General features: G+C 38.6%; 18 protein-coding genes and 4 pseudogenes. All 22 read left to right on the top strand.

Annotated features, from left to right (window positions below):
* Positions 1 to 212 precede the first annotated feature (212 nt).
* Complete coding sequence (aroA, locus tag D8785_RS06655) at positions 213 to 1,496, top strand: 3-phosphoshikimate 1-carboxyvinyltransferase (protein WP_125374893.1); 1,284 nt, start codon at positions 213 to 215, stop codon at positions 1,494 to 1,496.
* A complete protein-coding gene (locus D8785_RS06650) occupies positions 1,489 to 1,974 on the top strand; it encodes a shikimate kinase (RefSeq protein ID WP_125374892.1) in 486 nt (161 codons plus the stop codon). Before aroA ends, D8785_RS06650 begins: the two co-directional genes overlap by 8 nt.
* Positions 1,965 to 2,819 (top strand): prephenate dehydratase, encoded by an 855-nt coding sequence (gene pheA, locus D8785_RS06645; RefSeq protein ID WP_125374891.1) that lies wholly within the window; start codon positions 1,965 to 1,967, stop codon positions 2,817 to 2,819. The genes D8785_RS06650 and pheA overlap by 10 nt, the downstream gene beginning before the upstream one ends.
* Complete coding sequence (locus tag D8785_RS06640; protein WP_125374890.1) at positions 2,816 to 4,141, top strand: LCP family protein; 1,326 nt, start codon at positions 2,816 to 2,818, stop codon at positions 4,139 to 4,141. Before pheA ends, D8785_RS06640 begins: the two co-directional genes overlap by 4 nt.
* Before the next feature lie 64 nt (positions 4,142 to 4,205).
* A complete protein-coding gene (rlmD, locus tag D8785_RS06635; RefSeq protein WP_125374889.1) occupies positions 4,206 to 5,567 on the top strand; it encodes a 23S rRNA (uracil(1939)-C(5))-methyltransferase RlmD in 1,362 nt (453 codons plus the stop codon).
* 171 nt (positions 5,568 to 5,738) lie between these two features.
* Positions 5,739 to 6,062, top strand: a complete 324-nt coding sequence (locus D8785_RS06630) for a TfoX/Sxy family protein (protein WP_125374888.1) — start codon at positions 5,739 to 5,741, stop codon at positions 6,060 to 6,062.
* A 295-nt stretch (positions 6,063 to 6,357) separates the two neighbouring features.
* On the top strand, positions 6,358 to 6,786 hold the full coding sequence (gene aac(6'), locus D8785_RS06625) for an aminoglycoside 6'-N-acetyltransferase (RefSeq protein ID WP_125374887.1): 429 nt from the start codon (positions 6,358 to 6,360) through the stop codon (positions 6,784 to 6,786).
* 47 nt (positions 6,787 to 6,833) lie between these two features.
* A complete protein-coding gene (locus D8785_RS06620; protein WP_125374886.1) occupies positions 6,834 to 7,442 on the top strand; it encodes a Type 1 glutamine amidotransferase-like domain-containing protein in 609 nt (202 codons plus the stop codon).
* A gap of 180 nt (positions 7,443 to 7,622) precedes the next feature.
* The gene (locus tag D8785_RS06615) at positions 7,623 to 8,366 is read left to right on the top strand and encodes a CPBP family intramembrane glutamic endopeptidase (protein WP_125374885.1); all 744 of its coding nucleotides are present in this window, start codon (positions 7,623 to 7,625) and stop codon (positions 8,364 to 8,366) included.
* Positions 8,367 to 8,388: 22 nt separating this feature from the next.
* A complete protein-coding gene (locus tag D8785_RS06610) occupies positions 8,389 to 8,799 on the top strand; it encodes a DUF7668 domain-containing protein (RefSeq protein WP_125374884.1) in 411 nt (136 codons plus the stop codon).
* Positions 8,800 to 8,911: 112 nt separating this feature from the next.
* Complete coding sequence (locus D8785_RS09760; protein ID WP_185759633.1) at positions 8,912 to 9,073, top strand: hypothetical protein; 162 nt, start codon at positions 8,912 to 8,914, stop codon at positions 9,071 to 9,073.
* A gap of 20 nt (positions 9,074 to 9,093) precedes the next feature.
* On the top strand, positions 9,094 to 9,585 hold the full coding sequence (locus D8785_RS06605) for a nucleotidyltransferase (RefSeq protein WP_125374883.1): 492 nt from the start codon (positions 9,094 to 9,096) through the stop codon (positions 9,583 to 9,585).
* Between the two features lie 45 nt (positions 9,586 to 9,630).
* Positions 9,631 to 9,717 (top strand): annotated as a pseudogene (locus D8785_RS09875) (CPBP family intramembrane glutamic endopeptidase); the annotation flags it as partial.
* A 194-nt stretch (positions 9,718 to 9,911) separates the two neighbouring features.
* Positions 9,912 to 10,714, top strand: a pseudogene (locus D8785_RS06595) (alpha/beta fold hydrolase).
* A 14-nt stretch (positions 10,715 to 10,728) separates the two neighbouring features.
* Positions 10,729 to 11,583: an ADP-ribosylglycohydrolase family protein gene (locus tag D8785_RS06590; protein WP_125374882.1), complete on the top strand. Its 855-nt coding sequence runs from the start codon at positions 10,729 to 10,731 to the stop codon at positions 11,581 to 11,583.
* A gap of 85 nt (positions 11,584 to 11,668) precedes the next feature.
* Positions 11,669 to 12,187, top strand: a complete 519-nt coding sequence (locus tag D8785_RS06585) for a ClbS/DfsB family four-helix bundle protein (RefSeq protein ID WP_125374968.1) — start codon at positions 11,669 to 11,671, stop codon at positions 12,185 to 12,187.
* A gap of 324 nt (positions 12,188 to 12,511) precedes the next feature.
* Complete coding sequence (locus tag D8785_RS06580) at positions 12,512 to 15,085, top strand: LPXTG cell wall anchor domain-containing protein (protein ID WP_125374881.1); 2,574 nt, start codon at positions 12,512 to 12,514, stop codon at positions 15,083 to 15,085.
* A 510-nt stretch (positions 15,086 to 15,595) separates the two neighbouring features.
* The gene (locus D8785_RS06575) at positions 15,596 to 17,347 is read left to right on the top strand and encodes a glycoside hydrolase family 13 protein (protein WP_125374880.1); all 1,752 of its coding nucleotides are present in this window, start codon (positions 15,596 to 15,598) and stop codon (positions 17,345 to 17,347) included.
* Positions 17,348 to 17,451: 104 nt separating this feature from the next.
* Positions 17,452 to 17,970, top strand: a complete 519-nt coding sequence (locus D8785_RS06570) for an RDD family protein (RefSeq protein ID WP_125374879.1) — start codon at positions 17,452 to 17,454, stop codon at positions 17,968 to 17,970.
* 57 nt (positions 17,971 to 18,027) lie between these two features.
* Positions 18,028 to 18,471, top strand: a pseudogene (locus tag D8785_RS06565) (NUDIX domain-containing protein).
* 394 nt (positions 18,472 to 18,865) lie between these two features.
* Positions 18,866 to 22,744, top strand: a complete 3,879-nt coding sequence (locus D8785_RS09755; protein ID WP_185759632.1) for a Spy0128 family protein — start codon at positions 18,866 to 18,868, stop codon at positions 22,742 to 22,744.
* A gap of 122 nt (positions 22,745 to 22,866) precedes the next feature.
* A pseudogene (locus tag D8785_RS06545) lies at positions 22,867 to 23,118 on the top strand (hypothetical protein); the annotation flags it as partial.
* Positions 23,119 to 23,222 lie beyond the last annotated feature (104 nt).

Genomic DNA, 23,222 nt, shown 5'->3' with positions numbered 1-23,222 from the left:
AGTGGTTGAGTGGGCTCTACTAGGCTGATTTCATCAGCTTTTACAGCCCTACTCAACTGTGCGGAGGTGGGACAACGAAATCGGATTCTAACGAATGACCGATTTCTGTCCCACTCTCTTTTTCTCTCCCCTCTTGGAGGTCCTTCCAAGTGAACGTTGAAAATGGCTGTTTTTTATGGTAAAATTTTTAGAAAAGCTTGAAGGGATAAACCATGAAATTACAAACAAATTGTAAGGGTTTAAATGGAATCATTCGTGTTCCAGGGGATAAATCGATCAGTCATCGTTCGATTATCTTTGGAAGCCTTGCGCATGGAACCACAAAGGTCTATGATATCCTACGTGGTGAAGATGTCTTATCCACTATTCAAGTATTTAGGGACCTAGGCGTCTCTATCCAAGATGATGGTCAAGTGATCACCATCGAGGGGAAAGGTTTTGAAGCCTTTCAACAGCCTAAGAATGATCTGGATATGGGGAACTCAGGCACCTCTACTCGATTAATAGCGGGTGTCTTAGCGGGAAGTCCCTTCCCAGTTACCATGGTTGGAGATGATAGCTTGTCCAAACGACCAATGGACCGAGTGGCGATCCCCCTTCGAGAGATGGGAGTCATGGTCCAGGGCCAAACAGATCGAGACATGTTGCCCCTTCATCTGCATGGAACAAAAGAGTTACAACCAATCCATTATTCATTACCGGTAGCTTCTGCTCAGGTCAAGTCAGCTCTTCTTTTTGCAGCTATGCAAGCAGAAGGAGAGTCAGTCATTCTAGAGAAGGAACTGACACGGAATCATACCGAAGATATGATCCAGCAGTTTGGTGGCCAGATTAGCGTGAGGGGCAAAGAGATTCGCTTACGTGGGTCCCAGAGCTTCCAAGCCTGTGAGGTGACGGTACCAGGTGATATTTCTAGTGCAGCTTTTTGGTTGGTAGCTGGTTTGATTGTCCCAAATAGCAAGATTCGTCTGGAGAATGTTGGGATCAATGAGACCCGTACAGGCATTCTAGAGGTTATTGAAAAAATGGGTGGCAAGCTTCAACTCTTGGATCTTGATCCAGTTGCTAAGGCTACGACCCTTGTTGTAGAGACTTCTGAGCTCCATGGAACGGAAATTTCAGGTGATTTGATTCCTCGCTTGATTGACGAGCTTCCAATCATTGCTCTTTTGGCGACCCAAGCTTCTGGCAAAACCATTATCAAAGATGCTGAAGAATTGAAAGTTAAAGAAACGGATCGCATCCAGGTCGTGGCAGATAGTTTAAATGCCATGGGAGCTTCCATTACTCCAACAGAGGATGGTATGATCATTGAAGGGAAAACGCCCTTGCATGCTGCTAGCCTGCAAACCTTTGGCGATCACCGGATCGGCATGATGGGAGCTATCGCAGCCCTGCTTGTCAGAGATGGTGATGTGGAGCTTGAGCGTGCTGAGGCTATTAATACCAGCTATCCTTCCTTTTTTGCAGATTTAGAAAAGGTGTCCCATGCCTAAAGTACTAGTCGGCTTTATGGGAGCGGGGAAAACGACGATTGGTCGCTTATTAGATCCAGCTTTTGTAGATATGGATGCACTCTTGGTTCAACGTTTAGAAATGCCGATTTCGGACTATTTTGCTCGCTTTGGTGAGGAGGGTTTTCGCCAGCAAGAGTCGCTTTTGTTGCAAGATTTGCTCGAACAAGAAACTTCAGTCATTGCAACTGGCGGGGGGATTGTCCTCAGGCCTGAAAATCGTCAGCTTCTCAAGAAGAATCCTTGTAATATTTACTTACAGATTGATTTTGATCGCCTCTATCAACGACTGGCAACTGATCCTGTAAATAAGCGCCCTCTCTTTCTTGATAAGTCTCAAGAAGAGTTTCAGGCCTTGTTTGAACAACGCCTGCCCCTATATGAAGAAGTAGCCACACATGTGCTTGATGTTGCTGATAAGACACCTGAAGAAATTGTGGAGATGATTCGATGCTTGTAGCTTATCTAGGTCCTAAGGGATCCTTTACCCATCATGTAGCTCTAGAAAGTTTTCAAGACGCTGCATTGTGCCCTTATGGATCTATTACTGAGGTATTGAAAGCCTATGAATCCCATCAAGTAGATTATGCGGTCATCCCTGTTGAGAATTCCATCGAAGGCAGTGTCCATGAGACGATTGACTATCTCTTTCACCAGGCCAGTTTCCAGGCTATCGCAGAAGTGGTTTATCCCATTAAGCAACAACTCTTGGCCGTTAAGCAGGATCAAGCCATTGAAGTGATCTATTCACATCCACAGGCATTAGCCCAGGGAAAAGCCTATGTCCAAGAGCATTTCCCTCAAGCCAGACTGGAGATGACAACTTCGACTTCCTATGCGGCTCGATATGTCTCTCAACATCCAGAACTACCTATTGCAGCCATTGCGCCTTTGGAGGCCAAGGATGAATATGGTCTGGAAGTTGTAGCCAGTAATATTCAAGAGATGGATCAGAATTATACCCGCTTTTGGATTCTTGGTCAGCGACCTTTTGAAAGCAGTTGTTCCTTAAAGAGTGTTGCCTGCAAGGAAAGTCTGGCCATCACGTTGCCAAGTAATATCGCAGGTTCATTATGTCAGGCCCTATCTACATTTGCTTCAAGAGAATTAAATTTAACAAAAATTGAGAGTCGTCCTTTAAAGACGGCGCTAGGGGAATATTTTTTTATCATCGATGTGGTGGATGCTGACGAATTACTGTTTGCTTCTGCCTATCAAGAACTGGAGTCCCTAGGAGTATCCATCAAAACCTTAGGCCACTATTCGGTCTATGTGCTAAAAGACAATGAAACGGAGAACGTATGAGTAGAGAATCAGAAAACCTATCCTATCATGAACAAAAGAGATTGGATTACCTTTATTCCAACTACCATTACCTGAACGAGAAAGAGCAGTCGGAATACAAGTACCTAAAAAATAAATCAGAGGGACGTTTCCAAGATGACCCCGTTTCAGCAAGTGCTGAAGAGTCTGGGGCTTCTTCGACTAGAGGAGAAAATGAGTCTGAAGAATTACCTGTCTATCCATCACGTAGCCGAAAGGATAAAGCCAAATCCAATAAAAAGAATCGGGAGGAAGTAGCAGGTCTTCCCAAACGTAAGAAGGGAAGAAAAATCCGCTTCAAACGTATTTTAAAGTGGATTGCTGTTTTCTTATTATTGGTTCTTGGTGGAATGGTCTTTATGTTTATCAAAGGCTTGAACAGCAAACCTGGTGGGACCAATGCTCAACCAGCTGTTAAAGAGTATTTTAATGGCCAGAAGACCAGTGATGGGGTCAATATCCTTATCTTGGGAACAGATGGTCGAATAGGGGAAAGCTCGTCTGAGACTCGAACAGACTCCATCATGGTTGTCAATGTTAACAACAAGGATGGCAAGGTAAAATTGGTCAGCTTCATGCGGGATACTCTGGTCCATATTGATGGCGTCAGCCAGCAGACGGATCCAGACTACCCAGATTACTATGACCAGAAGCTCAATACGGCCTTTACCATTGGAGAGCAGAATAACAATCAAGGGGCGGAATTGGTCCGTCAGATGCTTAAGGATAACTTTGACATTGATATCCAATACTATGCTATGGTCGATTTCCAAACCTTTGCGACAGCCATCGATACCCTCTTCCCGAATGGGGTGGAGATGAATGCACAGTTCTCCACCATTGATGGTGAAACCGTTTCTGAGGTTGAAGTTCCGGATGACTTGAATATGAAGGATGGGGTCGTTCCGAATCAGACCATTAAGGTTGGAAAACAACGGATGGATGGCCGGACCCTCCTCAACTATGCTCGTTTCCGTAAAGATGATGAGGGAGACTTTGGACGGACGAGACGCCAACAAGAAGTTATGTCTGCCATTGTGCACCAAATCAAGGATCCAACCAAGCTCTTCACAGGTTCTGAAGCACTAGGAAAGGTCTTCGCTATGACCTCGACAAATGTACCGTTCTCCTTCTTGTTAACCAACGGGATTGGCTTAGTCGGAAGTGCCGGCAAGGGGATTGAACGTATTACCATTCCAGAAAATGGGGATTGGGTCGATGCTTACGATATGTATGGTGGTCAAGGACTGCTGGTCGATTTTGATGCCTATAAAAAGAAATTGTCCCAAATGGGCTTAAGATGATATAATTAAGGGATAGGAGTGTTCCAAACTCCATCCCTTTTAATTTGTAGAAAGATAGAACACTATGTTTAAGAAAAATGAAATTGTAACCATAGAAATTGTTGATTTGACCCATGAAGGAGCAGGAGTGGCTAAGGTAGATGGCTTGGTCTTTTTTGTGGAGAATGCCCTGCCAGGAGAAGTCATCCGCATGCGCGTGCTTAAAGTCAACAAAAAGATCGGCTACGGAAAAGTAGAGGAGTACTTAGAAAAATCCCCTCATCGTAATGAAGAGCTTGATCTTGCCTACTTACGAAGCGGAATCGCCGACTTGGGGCACTTAGCTTATCCGGAGCAACTGAAATTCAAGGCCAAGCAGGTCAAGGATAGCCTCTACAAGATGGCTGGAATCACTGATATGGAAGTGCCCCTGACCTTGGGGATGGAGCATCCTGTCCAGTATCGCAACAAGGCCCAAGTCCCTGTCCGTCGCCGCGTCAATGGTCAGGTAGAGACAGGCTTCTTTCGGAAGAATTCTCATGATTTGATGCCGATCGAAGATTTCTACATCCAAGATCCAGTCATTGACCAAGTAGTCTTGGCGCTTCGTGATTTGATTCGTCGGTTTGACCTCAAGCCTTATGATGAAAAGGAACAGTCTGGCCTGATTCGGAATCTTGTGGTTCGTCGAGGACATCATTCAGGTCAAATCATGGTTATTTTGGTGACAACTCGTCCCAAGATTTTCCGTGTGGACCAGTTGATCGAGCAGCTGATCAAGCAATTCACAGCTATTAAATCTGTTATGCAAAATATCAACGACCAGAATACCAATGCTATTTTCGGGAAAGAATGGCGGGTTCTTTATGGTCAAGACTACATTACGGACCAAATGTTAGGCAATAGCTTCCAAATCTCGGGACCAGCCTTTTACCAGGTCAATACCGAAATGGCAGAGAAGCTCTATCAAACAGCCATTGACTTTGCGGACTTAAGTGAAGATGATGTGGTGATTGACGCCTACTCCGGAATCGGCACCATTGGCTTATCAGTTGCCAAGCATGTCAAGGAAGTTTATGGAGTAGAAGTCATCCCCGAAGCCGTTGAGAATAGCCAGAAGAATGCTAGATTAAATGGCATTACCAATGCCCACTACGTCTGTGACACAGCTGAAAATGCCATGAAGAATTGGCTCAAGGAAGGCATTCAACCAACCGCTATTCTAGTTGACCCACCACGCAAGGGCTTGACCGATAGCTTTATCAAAGCAAGCGCCCAAACAGGAGCTGACCGTATCGCCTATATCTCCTGTAACGTCGCTACCATGGCGCGTGATATCAAACTCTATCAAGAACTGGGCTATGAATTGAAGAAAGTCCAGCCGGTGGATTTATTCCCTCAAACGCATCACGTCGAGTGTGTAAGTTTGTTAGTGAAACGCAGCTAATCCTCAAAAGGTTCACTAAACCTTTTGAGTCCGCCCATGCAATGCGCACCCAAGAAAACGAGCAAGGTGAAGTGTTATTGGCTGTGTGCTACTGCAAACGGAAGCTTCGATATATTGAAATAATATTAGCATTAAAATGGTGTAGACAAATGCAAATTTTGGAGGTGGAGTATGGCTTCAAGTAAAGAATATTTAGATTTCATTTTAGAACAATTATCCGAGTTGGAAGAAATATCATATAGAGCGATGATGGGTGAATATATAATTTATTATCGTGGGAAAATCATTGGTGGAATTTATGATGATAGATTTTTAGTGAAGCCTGTCAAATCCGCAATAGCATACATGCCAAATGCAAAGTATGAGTTACCATATGATGGAGCAAAGGAAATGCTATTGGTAGATGATGTTGACAACAAAGAATATTTAACCGGCTTATTTAATTCAATGTATGATGAGTTACCTGCACCAAAAACAAAGAAAAAGAAATATTGACAGAATTCCATTTTGAGTCCCACAGTCGCACCACGTTGAGGCGGTATCACTGCTGGTGAGAGCTGAGGCATCAGCGAAGTAGAAGTAGATGTTCCGCCCATGGGATAGGACTCGTAGAATGAGGAGGGACACCAACGAGATGATACGGTAAGTCCGAACCGCTGAGTGCGTGGCTCTGCTCTTCCAATCTTAGACAGCGAAAAGTAGAAGGGGATGGTATTGGTATCAATCAATGAGCAACAAAGTTACAGCATGATTCGAAACATTTGCTTGTAATTTGCGGAGGAACATCAATATGGATGGAATAACAAAAGATTTTATAAAAACGGCTAAACTAATGAAACAATTATGGCCCCAATTGACCGATAAAGAAGCTATTGATGAATTAAAAAGATATACGAATGGCAAAAATACTGCAATCTTTACTGAAGTTGAAGGTGACACAATTGTAGGTCTAGCACTATGTTCACTCAGATTTGATTATGTTGAAGGTTGTAAATATAGTCCTGTTGGATTCTTAGAAGGGATTATTGTCGACGAGGAATATCGTTTAAAGGATATTGCTAAAAATCTCTGTACAAAATGTGAGGAATGGGCGAAAAATAAAGGATGTAAGGAATTTGCAAGTAACTGTACTTTAACGAATACCGATTCTATAAGATTTCATCTCAATATTGGATTTCAGGAGGCAAATAGAATTATTCATTTTAAGAAAAAATTATAATTTCAGAACGTGGCCAACATTTATGTATCTTTAGAAAGTGTGATAACTTGAAAGAACAAATTTTTTTGATGGGTGGGAATCCGCCGATAAAGAACCATACGATTGTTAATAAAATTGTGTCATCAAGGAAGATCGAAAGAATTATCATTTTTACAGTTTTTCGTGATAATTGGCAACCCTATATGAAAAAGTACACGGAAGTTTTTCAAAGCCATTTTCCTAGCCTAAACACTGATTACTTGCTCTTGGACACTGAGCAGATTGATTTTGATAGCTATCTAGATGCTGATTTAATTATCATTGGTGGTGGAAATACGGAAAAATATATAGCTACTTATGTCAATCAGGAGTTCAAAAATTATATCGATCATATGCTTAATAAGGGGACGAAAGTTATAGGGTTTTCTGCAGGAGCCCTATTATTAGGAGAAAAAGTCTATGTCTCACCAAATGATAATTCAGATCATCAGATAAAGATAAAGAATGGATTAGGACTCTTTAGTCAGTTTTTAATTAGTGTCCATTATGATTCATGGAATGATAAAGCAAATAAGGATAGAGCTGAAGAACTCGTTAATGTTCCAATAATTCCACTAAATGATCATTCCTGTCTTGTATTAGATAAACTTGGAAATATCATAGAGAAAATTGACTAGTTTTAATCATGCGAATCTGAATCTACGAAACTAAAGTATTGACGAAACGAATGATGAAAAGCCTTGATTGTAAGGCTTTTTTTGTGTTTTTGTGATAGAATATAGGTAGTTATAATCGACAGCAACTAAGAAGCAGTAAAAAAATATTNTTCATAGAATAATCAGGATTAGGAAGATAAAATGACAGAAATTGACAAGAAGAATTTTAAAAATTATCTTTATTGTACATTTGGAATTACTTATATAGCTTGGGGGATTCTTGCCATCTTTACTCAATCTCATAATTTGGGATTAGAAACATTTATAGGGAGAACGTTACATATAGTAGGTGCACTTGGTCCAGCTATTGCAAGTGGCTTTTATTTGAAAAGGAATAATATAAAATTTCAACATTTTCTATTTAGTAAGAAAGGAAATAGTAGTATTTATTTCATTATTCATTTGTTAGCAATTTTGATACTATTTTCTGTATCTTCCTTAGAATTAAATGGAGTATCAATTTATCTGATGCCATTATTCTTTATACAACTAATTTTTTTTGGTGGTGGACATGAAGAATTAGGATGGAGAGGAATATTACAACCCTTACTTGATAAAAAATATACATATTGGCAATCTAATTTGATTGTAGGATCAATTTGGGGAATATGGCATCTGCCTTTATGGTTTATAGTTGGAGAAAGTCATCAAGGATTTCCTTTCATTTTATTTTTTATATATACATTATTTTTAAGTTTTGTTTTAGGGCTTCTTTACCGTCAAACGAAATCTGTGGGATACTGTATATTATTTCATGCGTTCGCAAATTTGTTAAATCTCTATTTTGTGTTAAAAATTAATGTTATTTTTATTATCATTTTTATTGGTTATTTGATTTATACGATATTGGCGAGTAATAGAATTAGTAAGGAAACAACATTTTAAATTTTGAAAAGGAACTATTATCATGGGAATATTTGATGATTTTAAGTACAAAGAAAACTACCAAAATGAAGAAAAAGTAATTGAAGTACTTAAAAAGATTTTAAGAGCAATTCATCAAAATAACTATAGAGATATTATGGATTGTGTTGATGGTTCAGAAGTTGATGATGTAAGAGAGTTACTTGAATATATTGACGATTCTTTACAATTAAATGATTTTGATAAAATTGATGAATATGGTGTAGAATGTAATTTCCATCCGAATTATGAGTATTCTCAACTACAAGTTTATGAATTTAATGATCAAACTGGCTTTGCTGTTGAATATCAGATGACCTCCAATTCTGAATTGGTAGATTTAGCCCTACAATTAGAATTTTTATACAATGAGGATGATTACAAAGTAACTTCTATAGATGTAGATCCTGGCTAATCTATACTTAATTACGTTTGTTATTTAATACATGTGTATATGAAAGATCGATAATTAGATTGTAAGTTGCTTAAAATCTCGGTCAGTTTATCAAATATTAAGAGGATTAAAGATGTATCTATTGGAATTGTATCAAAATCCTTCTTATAAAGATCTAGTTGCATTTGGGTCCTTAAAAGAAGGAAAAGAATTTGTATCCAAAATAACTGGATATACTCTAGAAAACGAAGATGATTTTGTTCAAGGTAATAAAGTAGAAATAACAAACATTTAGATGAAAGGTTTAGAGTAAACATGAGTCTCTTATTTGAAGAATTTAAAATCATTTGTTTCCATTTAAATCGAGTCGGAATTACACCGACACTGATGGGTTCTTTGGGATTGGAGTTTAGAACGAAAGAAAATTGGGAGCCGTCTGACATTGACATTCATGTGCCTGGTGACCCTAGAGGTTGGGAAGCACCTGATTATCTCAGAATTTATGACTGGGACAAGATAATGAAAGTGATGAAAGACATAGGCTACGTCTTAATAGATATTCATGAGCATGAATTCCAAAAGGATAGAGTGAGTGTTGAATTTGGAAGTATCGATTCCCTACCTGATTTTGCAGGAGTTTCGGAATCGGATATAGAGCTTATCCACATTGAAGGCATCACTTTTCGTCTTCCAAGTCTGGAGCAGTATCTAAGTATTTACAAAGCTTCTTCTCAAGACTCCTATAGAAATGATCTCAATGACAATAAGGATTTTAAAAAGATCGAGTGGCTGGAAAGACATTTGTAAATTATCATATGAAAAGTAGTAAGTTGTAAGACTGGTTGCTTTTTTATTTTTATTATCATTTTTGTTGGTTATTTAATTTATACTATATTGGCTAGTAATAGAATTAGTAAGGAAAAGGATTTTAAAATATAGAATGGATGATGTTTCTTATGGAAGAAGTGATCAACTTTCCGTTCCACAGTATCATTTCAAAATCATAGTCATTACCTTTCGTCTATTAGTANAAAGAAAAATACCACCACATATTGAGGCGGTATTACTGCTTGTTCAAACTCATTGAACGAGGAAAATTAGCTAGTGAAAGTCCTACAGGAAGGAGTTGAAATATGAAATTCCATGAATTTGGGGATGAGAATTTACCTCCTATCCTACTGATACATGGCGGCGGTAGCTCTTGGTGGAACTATCTTCGTCAAGCACAAATCTTGTCGGAAAATTATCGTGTTATTTTACCTACTTTGAATGGTCACGGTGAGGAATATCAACTCGATTATGTTTCTACTGAAGATTCTGCCTTGGAAATCCTAAACTATATCAAAGCAAACTGTGGTGGGAAGCTATTTGCGATTGGTGGCGTTTCACTTGGTGGTCAAATTGCTATGGAGCTTTTGTCAATAGACAGCGATATAGCAGAGAAAGCCATCATAGACGGAAGCCTCTGTATTCCTCAACCAGGGTTAGCTAAAATCAGCATTTTTCTAGTCTCTATTTTTGGCAAAATGATGTTTAGTAAATTTTCTTGTAAACTCCAGTTAAGCATCATGGACAAAATCTATCCTAAACTCGCTTATCCAGAGGAATTAAAAGCTTATTATTTGGAGGATCTGCCAAGGACGCCTATCAAAACATTAGTAACTATTTACAAAACCTATATGGGCGTTACAAGCTGAAGGATACGATTTCTGCTAGCAAGGCGCAGGTTCTGTATATTTATGGTGAAAAAGAATTGAACTGTGTTAAAGCATCGGCGAAATTATTTAAACAACTACATCCAAATACGATTTTGTATGAAGCAAAAGGTTATAATCACGGCTATTTATCAGCTTACCTTCCTCAAGAGTGGATTGATTTGGTTGAGCCATTTTTAAAGAGCGATTCATTGGAAATGTGTATTGAATCTGATATCTAATAAGGAGGAATCTTATGCTAGGAGCAATAGTTGGAGATATTGTAGGTTCTGTTTATGAATGGAACAACATTAAAACGAAAGACTTTCCATTATTTCGTGAGGATTGCTTTTTCACAGATGATACGGTTATGACCTGCGCTGTTGCTGAAGCCATTATGAATGGTGGTCAGAAGGATGACTTTATTGATGCCATGAAGAAGTATGGTAGGATGTATCCTGATGCTGGTTATGGTGCTAGGTTTGATGTATGGATTCATAGCAATGATCGCATCCCTTATAATAGCTTTGGAAATGGCTCTGCCATGCGTGTTTCTCCCTGTGCTTGGATCATGGATTGTGGCTTTTGTGCACGAACAGGTTGCTGGCCATCTAGCAGAGCTTTTGCCCGTCTTTCTGCAGAGGTGACTCATAATCATCCCGAAGGGATTAAGGGAGCTATGGCGACGTCTGATGCGATCTTTATGTGTCGGTATTACTTTGGAGGATACTATGGGGATTACCAGCAACCTATCAATGATAACCCTGTAGAATGTAAGAGACGTATCAAGGAGCGTATAGAGCAGGAGTATGGGTATAATCTTTCTCAATCTCTAGATGAAATTCGGCCTAGCTATCGTTTCAATGAAACCTGTCAGGATACAGTACCTCAGGCTATCATTGCATTTCTTGAGAGTAGGGATTTTGAAGATGCTATTCGAAATGCGATTTCTCTTGGTGGGGACAGTGACACTCTTGCTGCAATCACAGGAAGTATCGCCGAAGCAGCTTATGGAATTCCTGAGTGGGTCACAGAAAAGGTTTATACCTATTTAGATGAGCCTTTAAAAGATGTGGTTAGACGATGGGAAAAGTTCGTTGTAATAAAATAATCGTATATATAGGCATGTGACCATACGTTAACGGGACATGCTGATTGATGTTAACGTTGTAGCTTTGAAGGATGGGGGTGATTTTTTGGGACTATACGAAAATAAAGAAGAACTCAAAACTGAAATAAATAAAACATTTGAGAAGTATATTGTAGAATTTGATAATATTCCAGAAAGCTTAAAAGATAAAAGAATTGATGAAGTTGACAGAACTCCGGCAGAAAATCTTGCCTATCAGGTGGGATGGACAACTTTAGTTCTTAAATGGGAAGAAGATGAAAGAACTGGGCTTCAAGTAAAGACACCATCGGATAAATTCAAATGGAATCAACTTGGTGAATTATATCAATGGTTCATAGATACTTATGCTTATTTATCATTGCAAGAGTTGAAATCTAAATTAAATGAAAATATTAATTCTATATATGTAATGATTGATTCATTAAGTGATGAAGAATTATTTAAACCACATATGAGAAAATGGGCTGATGATGCGACTAAAACAGCAGTGTGGGAAGTTTATAAGTTTATTCATGTGAATACTGTAGCTCCTTTTAAAACTTTCAGAACAAAAATCAGAAAATGGAAGAAGATAGTACTATAAATCTCAATTTATCGAGCTAACCACTTTTTACGAGTAAAATGAATTTATAAATTTCTAAAAGCAATAGAAGTAAATCTGTGTGTAACTGCAACGAGTAATTTGCAGTTTTTATTTTGAATAATTAATTGAAACAATAAAATACTTCATAAGAAAATGTTAAAAAAAGTATCTTGTAAAACATGAAAATAAATTGAAAGGATAATGAAAATATACAGAAAATCCTTGACATTACATTTTTATTTTGATACTATCATTCTGACTTCGAAGAACAAAAATTCTTTTTGCTTGAGAAGAATAATTAAAAAATTTTAAAAGGAGCTTGTTATGTCATCGTTAAAGAATAATAAAACGATTAAGTATGCCTTGAGAAAAACCTCAGTTGCTTTTGGTTCTGTTGCGGTCGCAACAATGATTACAGTTTCGGGTATTGCCACTGTATCTGCCGATGAAAATTCATCAGTTGCTACATCTGTTACTTCAACTAAAGCGGTAGCTGGTGAAGAAACAAAAGAAGTTCCTGTTCCAGAGAAGTTGGAAGAAGCTAAAACTGCAGCAACAAATGAAGGTCTTGAAGTCAATGAAACGGAGACTAAAAAGCAAGATTCTGAGGAAGCTGCTGCTAAAGATTACGAAAAACAAGTTACTGATATTAATAAAACTGTAGCTGATTACAAAGCTGAAGTTGCAGCAAATCAAGAAGCTTACGAAAAAGAAAAAGCTGAAGTTGATGCTAAAAATGCTACTGCACAAGCAAACTACGATAAAGAGCTTACAGCTTACAACGAAAAACTTACTGCTTATAAAAACGAATTGACAGAAAAAACAGATGAAAAAACAGCAGTAGAAAAAAGTAATGAAGAAGCACGTGTTGCTTATGAAAAAGCGCTTGAAGAATATAACACTGCTTTAGCAGTATACGATGCATCTGTAAAAGCAAATAAAGAAGCTACTGAAGGTAATAAACTAGCTCAAGCAGAATATGAATCTAAATTAGCTGAATACAAGACTAAAAAAGCTGCTTATGATGAAGCACAAGCTGCTTACTTGATTGAACTTGAAATTTACAACAAGAAAAAAACACAATACAATGATGCTAAAGATGCCTTCAATAAGATGGTCGCAGAGCGTGGTGGAAATCCTGAGAAATACAAACAAGATTTGACATTCCTCTCTGAAGAACTTGCTGATGGCGAAACAACTAAAATCACACACCAAACAACTGGATTAACAACTTACTTGACCAAAGAAGGTCAATCTCGTATGTACGGTGATGGGAAAGCTACAAAAATGTATGAAACAAAGAATCTTCAAGATTCTGATTTGACAACTACAAACCCATATGCCAACAATGAAATCGAGTGGGGTCTTGTAAAAGTCGGAGATAAATTTGATGTGACATACACAGGACTTACTCAAGCTAAAATTGTAAAAGGTAGCGAAGAAAAACGTATTGCAAAAGTTGTTTATAAATATGAAGTGAAGAGCCTTCCATCATCAGATGGAAAAGGAATCGTTCAAATTTATAACGATCCAGCAGTTACAATGACAATTGGTAGCTCAACTGATACTGAAAATCCAATTACTGTCGGTGTTGACATTGAATTTTATGATGAAAATGATCAATTGATTGATTTGTCACAATACAATGCAATCCTTGCCCTGAACTCACTTAACCATTGGAATGGTGCATCTTATGTTGAAAACGACAAACCTCGTACTTTAGTTGTTGAAGCTAAAGATAGCGAAGGCAATACAGTTCGTGGAACTTGGGATCCGTATTCAGATGGAAGTGAGCCAAAACTTGATGGTGCGGACGTCGTTGTGAAAAGCGGAAAAGCTGACTTCGGTAGTGCAGAAGTTGATATCAATGCTGACAATCCTTTGAAAATTGTAGCTCAAAAAGCAACATGGGTTGATGATGCCTTTAAAGTAACTGAAGAAACAGTAGTTGATGCTACAACAGTGAATGCATCTGGTGGCGGAAATGGTCACTCAGTTGGTACTGAAGATTACACATTTGGTGATAAATCAGACGTTATCGGTACTTACACTGTAGACGCAATATCAGGTGTTTTGAGATACACACCAATAATGAAACATCAAAATACTCCTCACGTTGAGTCAGTAAACATTGGTGACAAAGAGTTTATCAAACTTCCAAATTCAAGTGTTGATCAAGATTCTACTACCAAAGAAGTATCCTCTAAAGAACAAAATCAATACATGGATCAAGGTGCTACATTTAATGCAGACTCTTCAAGTCAAACTAAGGGTTGGGATGATCCTAAGAGCCCTTACCTTTACTACGGTGGTGGTGCTGTTATTTTGAAAGATGGTCATCTTGAATTTACAGCAAAAGGTGCTAATGCAACAGATGAAGCAACTCTCTATTGGTTCTCTATCAATTCAAATGTTGCCTTTCCTCAAGATCCAGGTGAAGAGCCAGTTAAACCAACTGAACCAACACCTCCAGTTAAACCTGAAAAACCAGAATTGACAGAAGTGCCAACTGTTAAAGAAAAACCAGTTCCACCAACAGAACCAGAATATAAAACTGTACCTGTCTTACCAAGCGAACCAGTTAAACCAGAAGCACCTGAGTTACTTAAGGATCCAGTTAAGAAAGAAACAGAAAAACCAGTTGTTGAATGGCATAAGAATGTTGTGGTTATCAAGAAAGATGAAAAACCACAGCCTAAGCCAGAACCAAAACCAGAGCCTAAACCAGAGCCAAAATCCAATCCAAAACCAGAACCAAAACAAGAGTCTAAGCAAAAAGAGTCAGAATCAGTACTACCAAATACTGGTTCAGCTAGTCAATCATTTATGACTTACTCAGCCCTTATTGGTTTAGCTACTGCGGGTTATGCTTTATCAAGAAAGAAAAAAGAAGACTAGTTTAGTTACTACCCTAAAAAGTTAGATAAATAATTTATCCAAAGGATTTAGTCCTGTATTGTGCTGGACTAAGTCCTTTTCTATTATTTAGTAATCAGATCAAGGCATTGGATAAAAAATAGTTTGAGTTCCATATGTCAAACGAAGGAAATTGTCCTTTTTTGAGCTAACCTTCATTATAAAAATGTACACAAAACCAACACCTTACCTAGTAATTTTTGATAAGGTGTTACAATTATATGGCATAAACAATTTTACCGATTTTGGGTAGAAGTATAATTGTAAAGTTTGTTATGCGTTATGAGGTACTACATTTTTCTAATGAGACGATGTATAGAGGCAATCGTATCTGGTTTTGTTGAAGTCACTTGCGATTGTCTTTTAATTTGTTCTATCAGAATTTGACTTGCAAACATTTTTTCAAAGTTGTATACTAGTGAATGATTTTGTGTAATCGTTTGCATAAACTGATGAATGATTAAAAAGAGAGTGACGTAGGAGATAAGACAGATGGAATTAACAGCTATTTATCACCGGCCTGAATCAGAGTACGCCTATCTTTATAAGGTTGGGAAACTCCACATTCGTATCCGGACAAAGAAAGAGGATATCAAACGGATCGTCTTGCATTATGGGGATCCCTTTATTTTCACAGAGGATCTCTATGAGGCGAGTGAGGAGATGGACAAGGTTACCTCAGATGATTTGTTTGATTATTGGCAGTTGTCGGTATCTGTTGGCTATGCCCGGATCCAGTATCTCTTTGAATTAGAAGATACAAAAGGGGAGAGGATCTTGTACGGAGATCGAGGTGTGACAGCCTACAACAAGGAGAATTTTGAATTCGTCATGAACGGATTTAAGCTTCCTTTTATCCATGAGATTGATGGTTGTGCTGTTCCAGATTGGGCGGCGCAGACGGTTTGGTACCAAATCTTCCCAGAACGCTTTGCCAATGGGAATCCAGCCCTTTCTCCAGAAGGCGTTCGCCCTTGGGATGCCTCCATTGCTCCTCAAATATTGGATTTCTTTGGTGGAGATTTACAAGGGATTATTGACCATCTAGATTACTTGCAAGAGCTAGGGATCACAGGGCTCTACCTTTGCCCAATTTTTGAATCTCCGAGCAATCACAAGTACGATACCATTGATTATTTTGAAATTGATCGACATTTTGGTGATAAGGAGACCTTCCGCCAGCTAGTGAAAGAGGCCCACGCGCGTGGGATGAAGATCATGCTGGATGCCGTCTTTAACCATATTGGCTATGATTCACCTCAATGGCAGGATGTGCTCAAACACGGGGAGAGTTCGATATACAAGGACTGGTTCCACATCAAGGAATTCCCGGTAGAGACTGATAATTTGTGGAATAGTCGCGACTTGTCTTACCATGCGTTTGCCTTTGCGGGCTATATGCCCAAGCTCAATACGGCTAATCCAGAGGTGAAGGCCTATCTCTTGAAGGTGGCGACATACTGGATTGAAGAGTTTGATATCGATGCTTGGCGTTTGGATGTGGCGAATGAAATCGACCATCAATTCTGGCGCGATTTCCGTAAAGCAGTCTTGGCCAAGAAACCGGACCTCTATATCCTCGGAGAAATCTGGCATTCGTCCCAACCTTGGCTCAATGGCGATGAGTTCCATGCCGTTATGAATTACCCGCTCTCTGAAAGTATCAAGGATTATTTCCTGCGAGGACATAAGGAGACCCAACGCTTCATTTCAGAGATCAATAGCCAGTCTATGTACTACAGGCAGCAGATTTCTGAGGTTATGTTTAACCTCTTGGACTCGCATGATACCGAGCGCATCCTGACGACGGCCAAAGGTGATCTCCAGTCCGTCAAGTCCGCTCTCGCTTTCCTCTATTTGCAACGCGGAACGCCATGTATCTATTATGGAACGGAGCTAGCCCTTATCGGTGGCCCAGATCCAGATTGCCGCCGTGTCATGCCATGGGAGCGCGTGTCAAAGGATAATGATATGCTGAACTTTATGAAGGACTTGATCCGACTACGAAAAGAAGTAGCGAGCATGATTCAGCTTGGCAAGATAAGCTTGGAAGAAGTAGAGCCAGATGTGGTGGCAGTAGCATGGCAGCATGAAGGTCACATTCTCAAAGCCTACTTTAACCACTCGAAGAAAGACGTTGTCTTAGAAAGCGGACAGGCAGATCTGATCAGTCTTGGAAGCATTTCCGATGATCGATTGATCATTCAACCAAATGGATTTGTTATTTATAGAGAAGGTAAGTAGAATAGAAGACTGTAATCGAGAGATTGGAGTCTTCTTTTTTATAAATGGTTTCTTTATTCGTACCCTTATACTATAATAGGAGATGAGAAAGGGGGATGACGGTCATGAAGATGTTAGCAAGCAATCCTATTTCGTTTAAAAAAAGAATGATGGAATTTCTATTCGATTATCTTTTCATTCTAACTTATTTAGTTTTCCTGTTTATAGTTTCTATGCTTATTTACATCATTTTTTTTAATTGCGTCCCAGAGTTTACAGAAATTCAGTCGCAGTGGCTTGTCTTTCTCACCTCTATTTTGCCAATCACACTCCTGTTCACATACTTGGATTATGCAAAAAATGGGAGTTTGGGGAAGGTAAAAGCGGGACTTGAACTGGTCTACCAGAAAAAAACAGTGCAAGCTAGCTTAATCAGAAACACCATAAAATTTTTACCTTGGCAACTCGGTCATATGGGCACGATTCATGGTTTCTATAGTGAGTTTGATGGATTATCCATTATCCTCTCGATTTCGGCGACTCTACTCGCAGTTTCCTTACTGGCAATGACGGTGTTTAGGAAAGATAAGAGGCATCTTGGAGACCTACTAGCCCATACCCAGGTCCAGCAAAAAGGTGACTAGGATACAAATTGTTTAGCCTGTCCTCAAAGAAATAACACAGAGTTAGGAAGAATTTATATGAATGAAAGAGTTGAGTTTACGAATCTTTGTATGGTAAGAGATGGCGATAGAGTTCTTGTTATTCATCGTAAAAAAGAGGACTGGCCAGGCATTACTTTTCCTGGAGGTCATGTCGAAGTGGGGGAGTCATTTACTGAAGCAGTGATCCGTGAAGTAAAGGAATAAACTGGCTTAAGGATAGTTTCTCCCCAGATCTGTGGAATGAAATATTGGGTAGAAGATGGCATTCGTTATGTAGTTCTCTTTTATAAGACAGAAATCTTTGAAGGAGAATTAAGATCCTCTGAAGAGGGGGAAGTCTGGTGGGAGGACCTGAAAGAATTGCCAAACAGAAATCTTTCATTAAAAATGGAAGACATGCTTCGTATTTTCCTTGAAGAAGACCTGTCTGAATTTTTCTACTACCAAGATGGAGAAGTCTGGAAGTACGATTTAAAATGAAGACATTGGGTTATTACTTAATAATGAATTGATGAATGATAAATATCTAAGAGAAACTCAATCATACAATTGTTATCAATAAAACTAATCCTAAAGAAAATTAAATTTAAGTTCGTATTAAACCAAATTTAGCAGTAAATATTTCTAGGACAGTTATCTTGATTCGAGTTAAAACGTATAGTTATACAAGAGGGATTTTTTTGCTAAGTCAAAAATTTTAAGGGAAATAAAATTAGCATAAATATTTGGTATAATTTAGTTTAAAATATTGACTTTAATTGTTAAAAGTAGTACTATATCGTTGAATTATTTTAAATAATTCAACGTATTTAAGAAACGGTGTTGGTTTTTTAAATATGATTATTAAAAAAGTGTAGGAAGAAGGAAATATTTAATGGTGAAAAAGTTTAAAATTAAGCCGTTTTTAATATTTTTTGTCTCGATTCTGACCGTCTTGGGCACATTATTTGCATCAAATAATGTTGCTTTTGCAGATGGGAAAGAATTGACAGGTGTAGTAACTGACATCAGTGTCCTCAATATGTCGGATTCCAAATTGGAACCGAATAGTGATGGTACTTATCAGATTATTACAAATCGTTCAAATCAGTTCTTCGTTCAATTTGACCTGAAAAAATATGATGGCAAATTGGCTAATGGCGATTACTTTGATGTGGATATTCCAACTCCAGTAACCGTCTATAACGGAACAACTGAATTGTATGATAAGGAAACAAAAGTTAATATCGGTACTGTAGTTGTTACTGCTAATGGTGATAACCAAGGTGGTAAGGCTCGTGTTACTTTGAAAAACCTAGATGAGTTTCAAGCCAAAACTGGTGGAGACACCGTCAAGGGTGTGAAAGGTAATTATGCAATTACTTTCCTATTTAAGAGTGACCAAACAGCAACACCGCTTACCTTTGAAAATAAAGGTGTTGGTAAGACCATCACACATACCTTTACTTCTAAGACCGTTGACAGCAAACAAGAAGGTTTCGAAAACTATGCTAAGGTCGGTAACGATGTTGTAAGTAAAGAATGGACTTCAGCAAAGTTAGCAGCTATCGGTTCAGTAGGTAAAGGTGACGTATACTCTCCATGGAGAATTCGTGTCAATACAGGAAGACAAGACTATGGTAAGAACTTAGTTTTGAATGATTTCCTTCCAAATACATCTGAGTTTGCTCCTATCCAGTATATCCCAGAGTCATTGGTAGTTTATTCTTCTGCAACGTTGAACGATGGTACTTCTCAAGTTCCTGATGATGCTAAGAAAATGGTAGAAGGTACTGACTATACTGTAGCTTGGAATGAGAACTATACTCAGTTCAAAATCATCTTTGCAGATGGATCTAAATCGTATTGGGTAGAATACCATACAACAACACCAGGTGATGGAAGAAAAGTTCAAAACGTTATCCAGTTGACTACAGCAGATGGAACTCCACTTACTTATCGTAGTAATCGTCCACAATCAGAATTTAAAGCTGAACGTGTATCTCTTGTAAAAGGACAAATCGAAGCTTCTACAGCCTTCAAGATTAAGATCAACAAGACAAATGCTTTCACATTGGTTCCAGTTGCAGGCGCTGTTTATACAGTGAAGTCAGAAGATGGAACTATCTCTACAGAATTGACTACAAATGAAAAAGGTGTGGCAATTTCTGATGAGTTTGATCAAAAATATGTCGGCAAGACATTCATCATCAAAGAGAAAACAGCTCCTGCTGGATATACTCTTGATGAAAAAGAATACAAGGTAACTCTTGGAGCTGAAGGTTCTAAGATTAACCTTCAAGATGAACCAATCGCAGCAGATTTCTCAATCACTGCTAAGAAAGTAATTGCTGGAAATCGTCCAGTAGCTTTGAAAGATGGTGAGTTCAAGTTTGATTTGTACAATGCAAATAACTTGACTACTCCAATTGCTTCAACAACAAACAAAGCAGATGGAAGCATCACATTTGAAGGTTTGAAAGCTAAAGGTCCTGGTACCTACAACTATGTCATCAAGGAAAATACTGAAACTAAAGTTCCAGGTATTACATTTGATGAGAATTCATACGAAGTAACAGTTGTTGTTAAAGCTGAAGGTGGAACACTTAAAGCTGAGGTTACAACTCAAGCACCAACTTTAACAAACACATATGAGCCATCACCAGCTCGTGCTACATTCAAAGCAACTAAAAATTTAGTAGGTAAAGAACTTGCTAACGAACAATTTGAGTTTGAATTGAGCGAAGGTGGTAAAGTCATTGCAACGTCTTCAAATGGTAAGACAGTCAATGGTGTTGAAGCAGCAACAAATGAAGTAGTCTTCTCAGTTCTCTATACTGAAGCTGGAGACCACGAATATACAATTACAGAAAAAGCTGGTACAGCAGAAGGAATTACTTACTCTAAGGAAAGCTATACAGTTCATGTCAAAGTTGTAGATAACGGTGAAGGTAAACTCGTAGCGACTGTCACAGAAGCTGACGAAGCTCGTGAGTTTACAAATACCTATAAAGCTACTCCAGCAGAAGCTGTCATTAAAGCAACTAAGGAATTAGTAGGTAAAGAACTTACTAAAGAACAATTCGAATTCGAATTGAGTGAAGGCGGAAACGTTATCGCAACATCATCAAACGGTAAAGAAGTTGAAGGTGTTGACGTAGCGACAAATGAAGTAGCCTTCAAACTTTCATACACTGAACCAGGTGAGCACGAATATGTGTTGACAGAAAAAGCTGGATCAGTAGCAGGAGTTGAATACTCTAAAGCAAGCCACACAATCCATGTCTCAGTAGTAGATAATGGTGAAGGTAAACTTGTAGCGACTGTTAAAGAAGCAGATTCAACTCGTAAATTCACAAATACTTATAAAGTTTCTCCAACTGAAGCTGTCATTAAAGCAACTAAAGAATTAGTAGGTAAAGAACTTACTAAGGAACAATTCGAATTTGAATTGAGCGAAGGCGGAAACGTCATCGCAACATCATCAAACGGTAAAGAAGTTGAAGGTGTTGAAGTTGCAACAAATGAAGTTGCCTTCAAACTTTCATACACTGAACCAGGTGAACACGAATATGTATTGACAGAAAAAGCTGGATCAGTAGCAGGAGTTGAATACTCTAAAGCAAGCCACACAATCCATGTCTCAGTAGTAGATAATGGAGAAGGTAAATTAGTTGCTACTGTTAAAGAAGAAGATTCAACTCGTAAGTTTACAAACAAATATAAAGCAGCACCAGCTGAAGCAGTCATCAAAGCAACTAAAGAATTAGTAGGTAAAGAACTTACTAAGGAACAATTCGAATTCGAATTGAGCGAAGGCGGAAATGTTATTGCAACATCATCAAACGGTAAAGAAGTTGAAGGTGTTGAAGTAGCAACAAATGAAGTAGCCTTCAAACTTTCATACACTGAACCTGGTGAGCACGAATATGTGATTACAGAAAAAGCTGGTTCTGAAGAAGGTGTTACTTATTCTGAAGAAAGCTACACTGTCCATGTTTCAGTAGTAGATAATGGTGAAGGTAAGCTTGTTGCAACTGTTCAAGAAGCAGACTCTCCACGTAAGTTCACAAATACTTATGTAACTACAACCACAACCACAACTACAACGACTACAACAACCGAGGAACCTACAACAACCACAACTACAACAACTGAGGAACCTACAACAACTACAACTACAACAACTGAGGAACCTACAACAACTACAACTACAACAACTGAGGAATCTACAACAACTACAACTACAACAACTGAGGAACCTACAACAACTACAACTACAACAACTGAGGAATCTACAACAACTACAACTACAACAACCGAGGAACCTACAACAACTACAACCACCACACCAACTCCGGAAAATCCAGATAACCATGGTGAAGGTGGTGGTGAAACAACCACAACAACTACCACAACAACCGAGGAACCTACAACTACAACCACTACAACAACTGAGGAACCTACAACCACAACAACTACTACAGTAAGTGAAGATACAACTACAACAACTACAACAACAACCACAACTACAACAACTCCGGAAAAACCAGGTAACCATGGTTCAGGTAATGGTGATGGTGGAACCACAACAACTCCAGAGAAAACAACTCCAGCACCAGGAAACCCTGGCGGAAATGGAGATGGTAACGGTGGCGGACGTAAAGTCCTTCTCCCAAGTACAGGTGAAGTCGTAGCAAGCGGATTGATCCTTTCAGGAGCAATTGTTCTTTCAGGAGCAGTGTTGTTGAAACGTAAAATTTCAAATAACTAATATATAACTAACTATAGTGTATTAGCACATTTGATTTAACAAGAAAGTCTCAAGGATATAATTCTTGAGGCTTTTTTATGCGGATGATACTGTTGTGCTCTTGATTTTTCCTTTGAGTCAAGGCTGAGATTTCTGATAAGGAAGCAGCGAAGAAGTTGCTTGCTCTTGTACCTCAAGAATGGACCAAGCGTATTCCTTTCTTTGTCAGAGGACATGCGACAACAAAGACCATCGAACGTGTGGCTATGCGCTATCCTGAACTCTATGCCGTGGCCAAGCGCCAAGGAGACCTTCCTGTAAAAGAACGAGAAGAATTGCGGGTCATCATGACAGAAGTCTTTGAAGCAAAGATGAACAAACACAAGATTAAATAAGATTCATTATTCATTGAAGAGCTGGATAGTCTGCCAGCTCTTTTTTGCTATCTATAAAGTTTCCTCATTTAGTGAAAAATAGTTGGAGCTAAGTCCGTTTTAAA

This window comes from Streptococcus australis, assembly GCF_003943615.1.
In the GTDB taxonomy this organism is placed as follows: domain Bacteria; phylum Bacillota; class Bacilli; order Lactobacillales; family Streptococcaceae; genus Streptococcus; species Streptococcus australis_C.
Note: the sequence above shows the minus strand (reverse complement) of the source record. Positions and strands in the feature narration are given on the sequence as shown.